The organism is Candidatus Cloacimonadota bacterium (assembly GCA_012522635.1).
GTDB lineage: Bacteria > Cloacimonadota > Cloacimonadia > Cloacimonadales > Cloacimonadaceae > Syntrophosphaera.
The window spans coordinates 1-14450 of record JAAYKA010000139.1 but is presented as its reverse complement, the minus strand read 5'-3'; the positions used below and the strand labels follow the sequence as shown (position 1 = coordinate 14450).

General features: G+C 51.1%; 13 protein-coding genes and 5 tRNA genes. 14 read left to right on the top strand and 4 right to left on the bottom strand.

The window, feature by feature from the left end; all coding sequences use genetic code 11:
- Positions 1 to 280: 280 nt before the first annotated feature.
- The 14 genes from GX135_07265 to GX135_07200 all read left to right on the top strand — a co-directional run bounded on the left by GX135_07265 (position 281) and on the right by GX135_07200 (position 10389).
- Positions 281 to 727: a hypothetical protein gene (locus GX135_07265; GenBank protein ID NLN85878.1), complete on the top strand. Its 447-nt coding sequence runs from the start codon at positions 281 to 283 to the stop codon at positions 725 to 727.
- Positions 728 to 1139: 412 nt separating this feature from the next.
- Positions 1140 to 2429 (top strand): Y-family DNA polymerase, encoded by a 1290-nt coding sequence (locus GX135_07260; GenBank protein NLN85877.1) that lies wholly within the window; start codon positions 1140 to 1142, stop codon positions 2427 to 2429.
- 4 nt (positions 2430 to 2433) lie between these two features.
- Complete coding sequence (locus GX135_07255; GenBank protein ID NLN85876.1) at positions 2434 to 3051, top strand: YigZ family protein; 618 nt, start codon at positions 2434 to 2436, stop codon at positions 3049 to 3051.
- Positions 3044 to 3868, top strand: a complete 825-nt coding sequence (gene amrB, locus GX135_07250) for an AmmeMemoRadiSam system protein B (protein NLN85875.1) — start codon at positions 3044 to 3046, stop codon at positions 3866 to 3868. Before GX135_07255 ends, amrB begins: the two co-directional genes overlap by 8 nt.
- Complete coding sequence (amrA, locus tag GX135_07245; protein ID NLN85874.1) at positions 3865 to 4413, top strand: AmmeMemoRadiSam system protein A; 549 nt, start codon at positions 3865 to 3867, stop codon at positions 4411 to 4413. Before amrB ends, amrA begins: the two co-directional genes overlap by 4 nt.
- 42 nt (positions 4414 to 4455) lie before the next feature.
- A tRNA-Gly gene (locus GX135_07240) sits at positions 4456 to 4531 on the top strand.
- Positions 4532 to 4543: 12 nt separating this feature from the next.
- A tRNA-Cys gene (locus tag GX135_07235) sits at positions 4544 to 4617 on the top strand.
- 14 nt (positions 4618 to 4631) lie between these two features.
- A tRNA-Leu gene (locus GX135_07230) sits at positions 4632 to 4718 on the top strand.
- 1 nt (position 4719) lies between these two features.
- Positions 4720 to 4795: transfer RNA gene (locus GX135_07225), tRNA-Gly, on the top strand.
- Between the two features lie 162 nt (positions 4796 to 4957).
- Complete coding sequence (locus tag GX135_07220; GenBank protein NLN85873.1) at positions 4958 to 5317, top strand: DUF2089 domain-containing protein; 360 nt, start codon at positions 4958 to 4960, stop codon at positions 5315 to 5317.
- Entirely contained in the window at positions 5314 to 6723 is a 1410-nt protein-coding gene (locus GX135_07215) for a DUF4097 family beta strand repeat protein (GenBank protein ID NLN85872.1), read from the top strand. The genes GX135_07220 and GX135_07215 overlap by 4 nt, the downstream gene beginning before the upstream one ends.
- Before the next feature lie 45 nt (positions 6724 to 6768).
- Positions 6769 to 6846 (top strand) — tRNA-Pro (locus GX135_07210).
- Positions 6847 to 6881: 35 nt separating this feature from the next.
- The gene (locus GX135_07205; protein NLN85871.1) at positions 6882 to 8645 is read left to right on the top strand and encodes an ABC transporter ATP-binding protein; all 1764 of its coding nucleotides are present in this window, start codon (positions 6882 to 6884) and stop codon (positions 8643 to 8645) included.
- The gene (locus GX135_07200) at positions 8638 to 10389 is read left to right on the top strand and encodes an ABC transporter ATP-binding protein (GenBank protein ID NLN85870.1); all 1752 of its coding nucleotides are present in this window, start codon (positions 8638 to 8640) and stop codon (positions 10387 to 10389) included. The genes GX135_07205 and GX135_07200 overlap by 8 nt, the downstream gene beginning before the upstream one ends.
- Before the next feature lie 38 nt (positions 10390 to 10427).
- On the opposite strand, the gene GX135_07195 is transcribed toward GX135_07200, so the two are convergent.
- From GX135_07195 to GX135_07180, 4 genes are all read right to left on the bottom strand, one after another.
- Positions 10428 to 11117 (bottom strand): hypothetical protein, encoded by a 690-nt coding sequence (locus GX135_07195; protein NLN85869.1) that lies wholly within the window; start codon positions 11115 to 11117, stop codon positions 10428 to 10430.
- Positions 11114 to 11770, bottom strand: a complete 657-nt coding sequence (locus GX135_07190; protein ID NLN85868.1) for an HAD family phosphatase — start codon at positions 11768 to 11770, stop codon at positions 11114 to 11116. The genes GX135_07195 and GX135_07190 overlap by 4 nt, the downstream gene beginning before the upstream one ends.
- Position 11771: 1 nt before the next feature.
- Positions 11772 to 13733, bottom strand: a complete 1962-nt coding sequence (locus tag GX135_07185; GenBank protein ID NLN85867.1) for a hypothetical protein — start codon at positions 13731 to 13733, stop codon at positions 11772 to 11774.
- Positions 13730 to 14450, bottom strand: a 721-nt coding sequence (locus GX135_07180; protein NLN85866.1) for an NAD-dependent epimerase/dehydratase family protein, incomplete at its 5' end; no start/stop codon positions are given. The genes GX135_07185 and GX135_07180, both read right to left, overlap by 4 nt.

Genomic DNA, 14450 nt, shown 5'->3' with positions numbered 1-14450 from the left:
CTATTTCTGCGCTAATCCGCGAGAACCCCAAAATGATTTCCCCAAACCCTCATTTTGTTACCCACTATATATAGAGGGGCTCTTTAGCGTGGCTCATTTATGCCTCATTCATGCCTTGGGAACATCTGTGGGGCAACAAGCGAAGTTCCCGGGATGGTATCAGGTTACTGTGGCGCTGGATTCAAGGGAGTTTGGCGGGATTCCCTCGACAAAAATAAATACCAGGGAGGTAAAATAATGAAAACAAATTTAAGGGACACAAGGTTCTGAGGAGGAAAAGATGAGAGCGTTTTTCAAGAACATGATTCAGGCTTATCGGGGAAAATGTGATGGGTTGATTTACTATTATAATCCGCGCATTAACCGCATTGTGGTGCGTTCTTACGCCAAACCGAGGGAGACGGCGAATAACCGGCGTTTTTCGGCGATAGCGACGAATTTACGGGCTTTGGAGCCTTCCGACGCCTACAAAAATGACCTGTCGGTGTACGCGGATACCTACAGCCGCAAAACACATCGCTGTGGACCCACGCTGGCGAATTGGTATAACGTGTATGTGAAGGTGATGTACGCGATGGCGAAGGCGAATCCGGCGATTGATTTGGTGAGCCTGACCCGCGCGGATATTGAGGATGGGGCGCTGCCCTGCCGGAGCGTGAAACAGGCTGTGGAAGCGGGGTTGTTGGAGCCGGTGGTGGGCTGGGAGAGGCTGACGGCGGGGTTTTGATGGCGAGGTGGCGAGATGGCAGGGGAAGGTATTCCGTCGCTGAGCTCTGGAATGATGGATTGGAAATGGGCTGGATTTCTCGCTGGCGTTCGGAATGACGCGTCGGGGCTGGGTTGTGGTGGGCGGAGTTGGGTGGTCGGAAGAACATTGTGCCAGATGAATCTGGCACCAACGACCGGATGAATCCGGTGTTCCTCCAAGCTCAGGGGCTGGGTGGTGTTGAGCGTAGTCCGGTGGTGGGAAGAACATTGTGCCAGATGAATCTGGCACCAACGACCGGATGAATCCGGTGTTCCGACCTGTCCTTAGCTGGCGCTCGGAATGACCCGTCGCGACGAAGTTTAGTGTTGGTTCGCGGATTATCCATTGACACCCACAGCGGCTTCGGCAAAATGGAACTTGGAGAATAATCATGCAAAAAATTGGCCTTTCGGACACTAATATCGTTGCCTTGGTGGATTGCAACAATTTTTATGTGTCCTGCGAACGGGTTTTTGACCCTTCCCTGGAAGGAAAACCAGTGGCGGTGCTTTCAAACAACGACGGCTGCATCGTCTCCCGCTCGAACGAGATTAAGGCCATGAACATTCCCATGGGCGCGCCTGGTTTCAAACATGAAGCCCGCATACAGGCACAAGGCGGAGCGCTTCTTTCCTCAAATTACGCGCTTTACGGCGACATGAGCCGGCGCGTGATGGAGGCTTTGGAAGAATTCAGCCCGGAACTGGAAATTTATTCCATCGATGAAGCTTTTTTGAATCTCAACGGCTTTCGCCAGCGCGACCTGGTGGACTATGGAAAGCAAATCCGCGAAAAGGTGAAAAAATGGACAGGCATCCCCGTTTCCGTGGGTATTTCACGCAGCAAAACCCTGGCAAAAATCGCCAACCACTTCGCCAAACGCTACGCCGGCTATAAAGGCTGCCTCGCTCTTTTGGACGATGACCGGCTGGAAAAAGCCCTCAAACTGATGCCTGTGGGGCAAATCTGGGGCATAGGGCGTCAATATGACCTTTTTCTGCGCCAAAACGGAATTCTCAACGCCTGGCAACTGCGCAACGCACCGGAAAAATTCATCGACCACTATATGACCAGCACAGGCCACAAAATCGTGTTGGAATTGCAGGGTTTCGCCTGTATCCAGATGGAGGAGGCGCCCGCGCCCAAAAAGAGCCTGGTTTGCTCCAGAAGCTTTGGCAGACAGGTTTCCAAGCTGTCAGAATTGGAGGAAGCGATTTCGGAATACACAAGCCGCGCCGCGGAAAAGCTCCGCGCTCAACACAGCGTGGCAGGCCAGATGATGGTTTTTTTGAGCACAAACCGCTTCAAGGAAGGCCCGCAATACAATAATTCCCTCCAAAGCTCAATCTCGCCGCCTTCAGCCCACACGCCGGATTTGATTAAAACCGCTTTGAAGCTCTTGCGTGAAATCCACCTCCAGGGTTTCGAATATAAAAAAGCGGGCGTGATGTTCAGCGAATTGATTGATGAAAAAGACGTTCCGCTGAATATTCTCGAAACAAACTATCTGGACGACGAACGCTTTCACCTCAGCCAGGCCGTGGACAAATTGAACCACAAATTCGGGCGCGACACAGTTTTTATCGCCAGCCGTGGCATCAAACGGGATTGGCAAATGAAGCGCGCCAAACTTTCACCCGCATATACGACCCGCTGGTCTGACCTCATCAGGACAAAATAGAGTCATGGCATTTTTCACATTGAAAGAACCCGGTTCCTGGCAGCAAAAAATCCGCCGCTCCAGTTTCATCTGCTTCCTCTTCCCCATTTCAGGCGCGGATGAAGCCCGAACCTTGATTGCCGCTCATGCCAAAGAATATGCAAACGCCACCCACAATTGCTTTGCCTACATCAGCGGTCAGGAGCGCGAAACGCAATATTGGTCGGACGCCGGGGAACCTCGTGGAAGCGCAGGAAAGCCGATTTTGAACGCCCTGCTGCGCGCGAATATGACAAATGTTTTGGCAATCGTCACCCGCTTTTACGGTGGGGTCAAGCTTGGCATCCCCGGCCTCATCGAAGCCTATGGCAACACGGTGGAACAGGCTTTGGAAAACGCCAAAAAAATGCCCGTAATCGCCCAAACCCATTTCAACGTGAGCGCTTCCTACGCGGCTGTGGACCAGCTCACCGGTCTGCTCAAATCCCTGGGTGGAAAAGTGGTTCAGGAAAATTGGGCGGAACAGGCTGAACTCACGCTTGCTTTGCCTTCGGAAAACGCGGACGCACTGCGTGACTTTTTGGATGGACAAGCGGCTCAATCCCGTTTGGAATATACGGAAAAGGAGAACGACAATGATTAGGAAAACCGCCCACGCCGGCAGCTTTTACCCTCGTTTTGGCGACCGCGTTGTCGCCGCCATCGAATCCTGGCTTCCCCAGCTTCCTGAAAAAGACCCCGGGGAAGAATTTTTGGGGCTGATTGTTCCCCACGCGGGTTACATCTATTCCGGAGCCTGCGCCGCCCGCGGCTGGAGTCTCTATGCCCAGTCTGAATTTGACAGCCTCGTGATTTTGCATCCCAGCCACCACGGTCTGGGTTTTGATTGGTCCATTCCGCCCTTCAGCGAATATGAGACCCCCTTGGGAAATATCGAGCAGGACACAGAACTTGCCGAACTTTTGCAAGGTCACGACCCCGACCCCAAAGGCTCCAAAAGATTGCACGAAGTGGAACACGCCCTGGAGGTTCAGCTTCCTTTCATCAAATACTTTTTTCCCGATGCGAAAATCTGCCCGATAATGATTGGCCGTCCCAATCCGGAAGATATGACCCTGCTGGCCAGGCAGTTACGTCAGGCGATGTCTGGCAGAAATGTGGGCATCGTGGTTTCCACAGACCTTTCCCATTTCCACAATTCCAGCCGGGCAGAAAAGATGGATGCCATCGTGGTTGACCACGTCCTGAAGCTTGACCCCGCCGGACTTTGGCAGAGCACCGTGAAACACCAGTGTGAATCCTGCGGAATCGGCGGACTGCTTGCCCTGCTCTATCTGGTTTCCCCGCTTGAAGATGTGAAAGCGAGGGTGATTGAATACACCCATTCCGGAATTGTGAGCGGTGACAATCAAAACGTGGTGGGCTATCTCAGCGCGCTGCTTTACCGGGAGATAAAATAATGACCGAAGCCCAAAAACGAAGCCTGCTGGAGCTTGCCCGAGCTGCCATCGCCTCCCGTTTTGGAGGTGAAGCTCCCCACCTGCCCACGGATGCGGCTTTTCAAGAAAAAAGAGGACTTTTTGTGACCATCACCTTGGATGGCGAATTGCGGGGCTGTATTGGCATGATGAAAAGTGAGAAAAGTATCGCCGCTGAAGTGGTGGAAATGGCGCGGGAAGCGGCTTTCGGTGACCCGCGTTTTCCCGCTTTGCGCCGGGATGAACTGCCCCGGCTCCAAATCGAGATTTCCATCCTCAGCCCGCTTTTCCCGGTGGAAAACCTCTCTGAAATCCAGATTGGACGCGATGGGCTGATGCTGCGCAAAGGCTTCCGCTCCGGAGTTTTTCTGCCTCAGGTGCCGGTGGAATACGATTGGGATTTGGATACCTATCTCAGCCAACTTTGCCTCAAAGCGGGTCTGCCAAACGGCGCTTGGAAAAGCCCTGACGCCCATTTATTCCGCTTTGAAGCGCTGGTGTTTTCCGAAGCCGACATTTTGGCTTGACAAATCGGCGCGCTTCAGATTTTTGGATTCTCAACCTCGTGAGCGGGAATAGCTCAGATGGTAGAGCGCAACCTTGCCAAGGTTGAAGTCGCGGGTTCGAATCCCGTTTCCCGCTCCATATATAAATTTGGGCGACATAGCCAAGCGGTAAGGCCGAGGTCTGCAAAACCTCTATCCCCGGTTCAAATCCGGGTGTCGCCTCCACTCGTTTTCATCCTGCCGGAGTGGTGGAACTGGTAGACACAAGGGACTTAAAATCCCTTGAGCTTCGGCTCGTGCCGGTTCAAGTCCGGCCTCTGGTACCAAGCGGGAATAGCTCAGATGGTAGAGCGCAACCTTGCCAAGGTTGAAGTCGCGGGTTCGAATCCCGTTTCCCGCTCCATTTTTTTATCCGCCCATTTTCTCCAATAAACAGCTTATCCTGACTTCATCACGCAGGCTCTTTTTTACCTTATTTCGAGGATTGAATCAAGATATTGAATTTTTAGCTTGACAGAATCTCAATCTTTTTAAGAATGACCTTAAAATAATTAAGGAGACCTCGATGGAAATGACAGCCTGCCCCCTCTGCGAAGGGGAACTTTTGGTGAAAGAATTCCACTGTCCCGCCTGTGGCGTGAGTTTCAGGGGTAATTTTGCCCAAAGCTGGATCTCTGGATTGAACCAGGAGCAGTTGGAATTCATCAAGCTTTTTGTGGTGGTCCAGGGCAGCATCCGCGAGATGGAAAAGCGCCTGGGAATTTCCTACCCCACAGTTAAAAACCGCCTTGCCGAGATAATCCGTCAAATTTCCAAAGACGAGCCCATGGAGCAGGATTACAGCGACATCATGGGAGACCTCGACCAAGGCTTCATCAGCGTTGAGGAAGCGCTCCAAATGATTCAAACAAGGAGAAAGCAATGAAAACCGCAAAAATTAATCTGAGTTACGACGCTGCCGGTATGGGCACAATTAAAATCGACAACAAGATGGCGCCGCTGGAAATTGGCGTGTCCCAGGATGACAAGATTCATGTGGACGCGAAACTGAAAATTCATTCCTACATCCCCGGTATCGACATCACGGAATTCTTTTTCGTTGACCGTAACGAGGATGAAATGGAGATTATTTTGGAAAAAATACCGGAACTGGCGGAAGCTTTTTGGGGTTCGGGAGATTCGCGCGTGAAAATTTTCGTTCCCACCGGCATCAAGGTGTGCGCGAAAAGCGAAAATGAGTCTTTGGCAGCTCAGGAACTGGAATCCGAGCTTAAAATGACCACTGAAAATGGCAGCATCCAAGTGAAGGATTGCAGCGGACAAATCAGCCTCAAAAGCGAAAACGGTGCCATCCGCATCCAAAAATGTGACGCTGAACTGCGGGTCATCACTGAAAACGGCAATGTGTCCGCTGAAAAGGTGAGTGGCGCATCATTTGAAGCCGGCAGTGAAAACGGCGCCATCAGGGTGCGTCAAGCCGCTTTTGAACGGGCTTTCATCCAAAGCGAAAATGGCAGGATCATCTATGAAGCCCTGCCCGTGGAGGATGCCACGCTCACCATGGTGTCTGAAAATGGACCCGTCCAGCTCGCTCTGCCTGAAAACTATAATTTCCAACTGGAAGCCATCAGCGAAACGGGCACGCTGCGCAATGAAACCGAAGCCGAGCTCAGCGAACAGGATAATCTCAAGATTGTCCGCCGTGGCGAAGGTGGCGCCCAGATCAGCATTAAAACCGAAAATGGAGACATCAGTCTCACCAGCGACGACGGCGCGGAATTGAACTTTATCAGGCTCAAGATCAAAGAGCTGAAGCAAACGATGAGCAAGGCCGTGAGCGAGGAAGACCTCGAAAAGGTGCAAAAAGCTTGGGGCACCGTCAGCGCCGCTGTGGAAAAGGCTTTGGCTGGCATCCGCGAAGAAGGGGTGAAGGAAAAGCTGAACGCCGCCATGGACAACATGAAGAAAACCGTGGAGGAATTCGACTTCAAAAGCGCCGGCGGCAAGGTTGTGAAAACTGTTGACCAGATTGGCGACGAGATTGGCGACATTTTGAAATCCGTGTTTCGCAAGGTGCGCGAACCCAGGGGTGAAAAAACGCACTGGGAAGAGGATAAAACCGAGATTTCGAGCTTTGAGAAGCTGGGGGATTTCATCAGTAAAACCGTGGATAATGCCATCAATAAAGCATTCCAGGGCAGCGGTTTGGATAGCAATGAAAAGAAAGCCGTGGATGAGCGCAGCCGAGCAAAGATTCTGCAGATGTTGGAAAATGGCAAAATTACCGCCGAGGAAGCGGAAAAGCTGCTCAAAGCCATCGGGGTTGAATAAATCCTTGACAATTAAAGTGACCGGCAAAATTTGAGTCGAACCGGTCGGGATGTAGCGCAGTCCGGTCAGCGCGCTCGGTTCGGGACCGAGAAGTCGGAGGTTCAAATCCTCTCATCCCGACCATTTTTAATTTAACGTAAATACGCCAAGGAACGCGAATGTCGAAGCGGCCAGACGGCTCACCAAACTATTTTAAGCTCCTGTATCCTTTCGTCAAAAAGGATATGGGGCTTTTATTATTTGGTCTTTTTGCCATGCTTTGCACCTCTGCCATCCAGCTTCTCTATCCGCTGATTTTGGCAGAAATCGTGGATAAAAGCATACCAAATGGCGATATGGCGCAAATGTTCCGCTTTGGCGGTATTTTTGTGGTGGCGGTGGTGGTTTCCGGCATTCTTTCCTATCTCCAAATCGTGCTGCTGTCCCGTTTGGGCGTGAAAATCATCACCAAATTCAAGGGTCAGGTTTTCCGCCATTTGCTCACTTTGCCGGTGGATTGGTTCAACAAACAGCCTGTGGGCGAGCTAATCTCGCGTGTGGAATCCGATGCTGAGCGTGTAAAAGCCCTGTTTTCCGAGCTTTCCATCCGCATCATCGGAAATCTGCTTTTCTTTGCCGGAGTTTTCCTGGTGATGTTTTTGCGCGCGCCCAATATTGCCAGCTGGATTTTACCGCTCATGGGCGTTGCCATAATTGGCTACTATTTCCTCATCCGCTATCTTTCGCAGTTCTACCTGAAAATCAGGGAAAAGAACGCGCTCGTCACGGCAAAAATCACGGATTACGTGCAGGGAATGCCCATCCTTCAGGCTTTGAACCGTGAAAACAAGGCCTACGAAGACCTCAAAACCGCCTCAAACGACAAATATCGCTTGGAAACGCGCACAAGCTTCATCGAATATGGCTCGCAGAGCGTTTTTATGCTGGTCTTTGAAGTGGTGTTATTGGTGTTGATAATCAAGCTCACGGCTCCGCGCATCATCGCCGGCGCGGTCACCATCGGCACCCTCATCATTTTTGTGGATTATATTTTACGCATGATTTGGCCCCTGATGCAGATTTCCGAGAACGTGATGCAAATCCAGCGCGCCTTCGTGAGCCTCAAACGTATTGTGGAACTGACCGAACTCACCTCCGAGGAAGAGATTTTCATCGGCACCAAGGAAGCTTCTTTCCAGCGTGAAATCCGCTTTGAAAACGTTTGGTTTGCCTATAAAGATGAGGAATGGGTCCTGCGTGACGTTTCCTTCACCATCCCCAAAGGCAAAAAAATCGCGCTCGTGGGAGCCTCCGGAAGCGGGAAAACCACCTGTGTGAGCCTGCTTTGCGGATTCTATCCGCTGAACAAGGGACGCATCTTCATCGATGACGTGCCCCTGGATGAGATTGAATTCCGAGGCTGGCGTCGCAAAATCGGCCTCATTCTGCAGGATATTTTCCTTTTCCCCGGCAGTATTTTGGAAAACGTGCGCGTCTATAACGACCTCGTTTCTCCTGAAAAAGTGCGGGAAGCCATCAATATCGTGCAATTGGACGATTTTATCAACCAACAGGAACTGGGCTTGGATGCCGAGCTTGCTGAACGCGGTCAAAACGTTTCCCAGGGCGAAAAACAGCTAATCAGCTTTGCCCGCGCCCTGGCTTTTGATGCCGAACTGATTATCATGGACGAAGCCACAGCCAGCATCGACCCTCAAACCGAGGCAAAAATCCAAAAAAGCATGGAAGCCATCTTTTCGGACAGAACCGCCGTGGTTGTGGCACACCGGCTCACCTCTGTTTTGGACGCGGATGAAATCCTCTTTTTCTCCAACGGAGAAATTATCCATCGCGGCACCCACAACGAGCTGATGCAAAGCTCCCGTGAATACCGCAAACTGGTTGAACTGCAGTTGATTGGCACGGAGGATGGCGATGCATAAAAACTTCCGCTGGATTCTGAAAATGTGGAAAACGCAGAAGTGGTTTTTGCTCATCATGCTGGTTTTCACGCTTGCCTCATCCGCAGTTTCCATCGCGCATCCGCTCATCTTTGGAAAGCTTATCGACCTTCTGCGCGACATCTTATCCTATCCAGCCAAATATCCAGACCCCATGGCGGACGTAAACCGCATAGTTTGGACGCTGTTAGGCCTGGGCGTAGCGCAGTTTTTCACCGGTTTCTATCCCGCTTTCCGTGGCTGGGTGAACATCCGCTTTGAAAACATGCTGCGCATGATTTATTTCAAACACATTCTGGATAAAGACTTCCGCTTTTTCCAAAAATTCCGTACCGGCGACATCGTCACCCGCCTCACAGACGACCTCACGGATTTCTCAAAAATAAGCTGGTTCATGTGTTCGGGCATTTTCCGCGCCTTCAATTCCTTTTCTCTCATCGCTTTTTCGCTGGCGGTGATGTTCAGCATAAATGTGAAGCTCACCCTGTTGTCCATTGCCCCGCTGCCGCTGATGATGATTGTGTTTTACCTGGTTTCCGACAAACTTTACCGAAATTTTGACCTCAATCAAAAGGCCATCAGCAATATCAACAGCCAGTTGGAGATGAGCTTTTCCGGCATCCGCATCGTGAAAGCCTTTGTGAGCGAGGAAAAATACAACCGCTTTTTCGATGCCGCGCTCAGCCGCCGCTTCCAAACCGAGATGGGCGTGGTGAAACTCAATGCTGTTCTGGGTCTCATCTATCAATACATCGATTATTTTGCCCAGATTGGAGTCATCCTTTTCGGTGGCTACATGGCTGTGAAGGGCGAAATCAGCGTGGGCACCTTTTTCATGTTCTATTCCTATCTCAGCATGATGATTTATCCGCTGCTCGACCTGCCTCAACTCTTTGTTTCCGGCAAACAGGCTTTTGTGAATATCGACCGCCTGGAAGAAATGAAGGACTTCCCCACCTTCAATTCGGATTGGAAGGGCGATAAAAAGCTCGATGGCATTGACTCCCTGCGCTTTGAAGACGTCTCCATCACCTACCCTGGCAAAAATGAACCTGCCATCCAAAACTGCGATTTCGAACTGAAAAATGGCGAACGGCTCCTCATTCTGGGTGCAACCGGCGCGGGTAAAAGCACCGTCGCGAACCTGCTGATGGGTTTGTTGAAACAGGATTCCGGGCGCATTTTGGTGAACGAAACCCCATTGGAGGAACTGGACATCGTGGCGCTGCGGGAGCTGATTGCCTACGTTCCTCAAGACCCGGTGTTGTTTTCCGGAACCGTGCGTGAAAACGTTCTTTTTGCCGTGGATGAAGCGGATGAAGAGGAATATGGCATTGCCGTGAAAACCGCGCAATTGAAGGAAGAAATAGCCGCTTTCCCGGAGGGTGAAAACACGCTCGTGGGTCAGCGCGGACTTGGCATCTCCGGCGGACAAAAACAGAGGGTCACCGTGGCACGAGCTTTGGTGAAACGCCCTCAGCTTCTGATTTTGGACGATATCACCGCTTCCCTGGATGCCGAAAACGAGGAAAAACTGTGGCAGGATATCGATGTCCACTACCCCGGAATTTCCGCCATTGTGATTTCACACCGGCTTTCCACCCTCCACTATGTGAACCGCGTCCTCTTTTTGGATTCGCAGGGCAAAACGCACCAGGGCACCCATGACGAATTGGTATTCAACAACAAGGAATACCACGACTTCCTGCACGAACACCTCAAATAGGGGAAAGCTTCTCCGCCGATTTATTCTGCCCGGATAATTCAGATTCCTTTCATCACCAGGGCTTCCCAGGGTTTTTTGAGGGTGTGGTTCATCATCAGACGCTTTTTCCCACCCAAACCATCCGGAACGAGATTGGCATAATCCTCCATCACGAGGTATTTTTCGAAAGGCAGGCCGGTTTTGGCGCTGCACTCTGTAAGAATCTCAATGCCTTGTTCCACCACGCTTTGGTCTGTGTATTCCATCAGGTTGTTGTTGCAGATGTATTCCGAGATTTTCAGTTTTGAGGCAAATTCAAGCTGGTTTTGCATTTGCAGGACTTCCGCCAAGTTTGTGGTGAAGGGACGGAAGGTGTTGACCACGAAAAGCATTTCGTAACCACGTTCGTTGAGAACGTCCACAAAAAGCCCCAGAGTGCGGCAACCGGCAGGGTCACCGCCCACATCCAAAATCACGGTTTTTTCGGGGCTTTCGATGGCGCCTTTGATGCGGGGTGAAATCATGGGCAGGTCTGCATGTTTAAAATCACCATCCGGAGCGATAACTTCGATGCCAAGTTCGGCAAATTCTTCCCTCACGTCGCGGGAACGAAAATAGGGATTTACCACGTCCATGTCTGCCAGAGCCACGTCGTGGCCTTCATTATTCAGTTTCTGCGCCAGGTGGATGGAATATTCGCTTTTTCCGCTGCCATAGGCTCCGATAACGATATATACAGGGTTTTTCATATTTTTAGTAACTCGCTTAATTCATAATGGGTGAACACGTAGGCGTCTGCCATTTCCCGGATTTGGGGAGCGAAGGGCAGGCTGTCTTCATCGTGTATGGCCACAACCGTCATCCCTGCTGCTTTTGCGGCTTGAACACCGGTGAGGGTATCCTCCACCACCAGACAGCGGGAAGGCTCCAAATTCAGCTCCTGTGCCACCTTCAGGTAAATATCCGGAAATGGCTTTCCCTTGAGAGGAAAATCGCCGGTGACCACAGAATTAAAATAATGCGAGATTCCGTTTTGGGCAAGGGCCTTGCTGGAAAGTTCAAGCGAGTTGCTGGTTCCCAGCCCGATGGGAACGTTTTTTTGAAAAAGAGCTTCCAACAATTTTCCCGCGCCGGGCTTGAGTTTAACATCGTTTTCATAGTGCCATCGCAGCATCTGGGTCCATTCTTCCATGATGCTCTCAACGCTGTCGGGAAGTCCGAAGCGTTCCTTGAAATATTGAGCCGTACCGATGAAACTGTTTCCTTGGGGAATGTGGTCAAAAAGATCGGCGGGGACTTCGATTCCGCGTCCCAAAAGGAAATCCTGATCCACCTGGCGCCAAAGCTGCATGGAATCGATCAAAGTGCCGTCGAGGTCGAAGATTATTGCTTTGTAATCCATCTCAATTCAAAAAATACCAGCGCAGGGAACCCTGAAGTGTTGCCGGGATGGGCGGGATAAAGTAAAAACTGCCGTTGAAAGCATTCTTGTAGCTCAGTTGGAATTCAAAGCGTTTGCCAATCTGAACCCCAGCCCAAAAATCTGCGATGAAGGAGGCGTCTGGCTTAATCAAAGACGAGAGTTGGCCAAAATATGTCATGTAACCCTGAACGCCAAATCCGGCGAAAAGGGCGTTGTTGTGACTCAGCAGGCGGTATAAATTGAAGTGGTCTTGCAAGATTACTACTGGTTCATACAGCAATTCCTCCAAACCAAACTGGACGGTCTGGACGGTGGCCCCAGACTGCCGATCAAGTTTCCAGGCGCCCCATGTTTCGTCCCATATTCTCGCAAAATGAAGAAATAATGGGTTTTCTTCTATTTTGGCCGAGTCTTGGTATGGGCTTTGTAATTCAGGCGGATATTGATTGAAAATGCCGCGTCTTCCAGCGCTGATTCTTAGCTGTGAATTTTGGGCAAAAAACCAATCCATTTGCAAGCCAGCGCGATAGTTTTCGTGGATTTCCACGCGGGGAAGAACAGCTCCACTTTGATATGGGTCCGACACATACAGGACGGGGTCTTTCGGAGCTTGGCTGAAGGCACCGAAAGCACCAAGGCGCACTCTGCCAAGCTTGAAACCCAGGTCGGCGGAGGCGTTTAGCTCTTTAAAATCCTCCAGTTCGACTCCTGTTTCCAGGGAGATGGCGCCTCTTTCGAAGTCCAATTCCAAGCCGGCAAGGTGTTCGGAAACATCGTCCATAAAGTTTAGATCGGTATCAGAAAGCATGCCTTCATAAAAAACTTTGATGCCCAAAGGTCCCAAACTCAGGTTTTCCCAAGCCTGCAGTTGCAGGGTTTTGGCATGAATGTCATCTGCAAACCGGGCGGATTGTGCATGGTCGCTTTCGCCCAGTAAAGCCAGGTTCAGCCAGGGTGAAGTCCACTGAGCCTGAATGCTTTGGTAACGGCGTTCAACCGTAAAATCATCCTCTTGTGGCCGCCAATATTCCGGTTTTAGCAAAAGGTGGGACATCTGGGTACGATGGTTTTGGTAGCTGAAGCTGAGATTGCTTTTACCCAGAGGGACGCCAAAATCCAACGCCAAACCTTCGTGGCCGGAGTCAAGTCCGAACCAATCTCCATCCTGAATCAGGAATCCGAAGCCCATGCGCACGCCTTTCACTCCGAAAAGACCGGTTTTTTTCAGCAAGCCACGGGCAAAGAAAAGATTGGCTCCACCCAAGCCGGCTTCCACTTCGCTGAGTGTGGCTTCGTAGGGATAGATTTTATCCTCATAATCCAGTCCCAAAGCGCTTTCCCCGCGCTGCATGAAACCGTGGACGAGGTGTTCATTCCAAACGGGGGAAAAAATGAAGGAACGAGGCTCAAAACCGTTTACAGAGAGGCTTTGGCTCTGATGTGGGTATCCCCAAAAATAGAAGGCGGAGCGGTAGGGCTCGGGTCTGAAATTCAAACCGCTCATTTGGGTTGGTGGAACCGTGGGAGAATGCAGATTGTGGCTGGCACGGTCATTGGCAATCCAGGTTTCTATCTCTTCCAACAGCTCTTGCCGGGCGCGTTTGTCCAAAAATTGGCTTTCATCGGGCTGGTGGATGGGAACGATCACGGCAAAAGGTTCCAGCGAAAGCGAATCTCCCGCGGGGATATAATCAAACTGTTTAAGATATTCAACCAGAAGGGGTTCCAGCTCGTCCTTGCCATCAATCACGGCACCGAGGCTGAGGCTGCTGTCGGGATTAACAACCACACGCAGAAGCACTTCCGGCGGTTCATAATACACAGGCCAGCCCGCGGGTAAAATCAGGTCTGCCCCCAAACGCGGAGGCTGGGAATCCGCCCAAATCAGCCCGCAAAAAAACAGAATGACAAGGCTTAAAGACACAATCTGCAGGGGTTTCATAGCAAACTCCTTTTTTTATACCACTCGAAAGTGGATGTCAAACCCTCTTCCAATGCCACACCAGGCTCCCAGCCCAACAGGGTACGCGCTTTTTCGATGCTGCAAACCCAACTGGGCCCAACCACTTCCTTCATTTTTTGGCGGTTCACAAGGCCAACTTTTCCGCTGGCTTTTTCAAACAAATCACCCAGGGAGAAAACCGCCGTGGCGACGGGTTTGGGTACGCTCAGATGCAGGTTTTTCTTGCCCAAAAGCCGGGCACTGACTGCCATAAATTCGCGTTGGGTGTAGGTTTCTCCATCCGAGGCAAAAAAGATTTCGTTTGCGGCTTTGGGGTGGGAAGCGCAAAGTTCCGCGAGTGCGCAAAGGTCATCGATGTGGATGAGATTTAGAAGTTGGTCTTTCAGCCCAATCTGGAGGCTGAGTCCGCTTTTCAGCGCTTTGAAAACCTGCAGAAAATCCCGTTCGCCAGGCCCGTAAACAGGAACGGGGCGCAGGATTGTCCACTCTTTTTCACATTCGGCGCGGATCAGCCTTTCCGCCAAAAGTTTACTGCGTCCATACCAGTTCACCGGCGCGGAGGGTTCGGATTCGGTGACGGGTTTTCCATTTTCGGAGGGACGTGAAGCCGCCTGACTGCTGATATAAATGAAGCGTTGGGCGCTCTCACTGCGGTTAAAAGCCTGTAAAACCCGGCGTGTGGTGCCAACGTTGGCG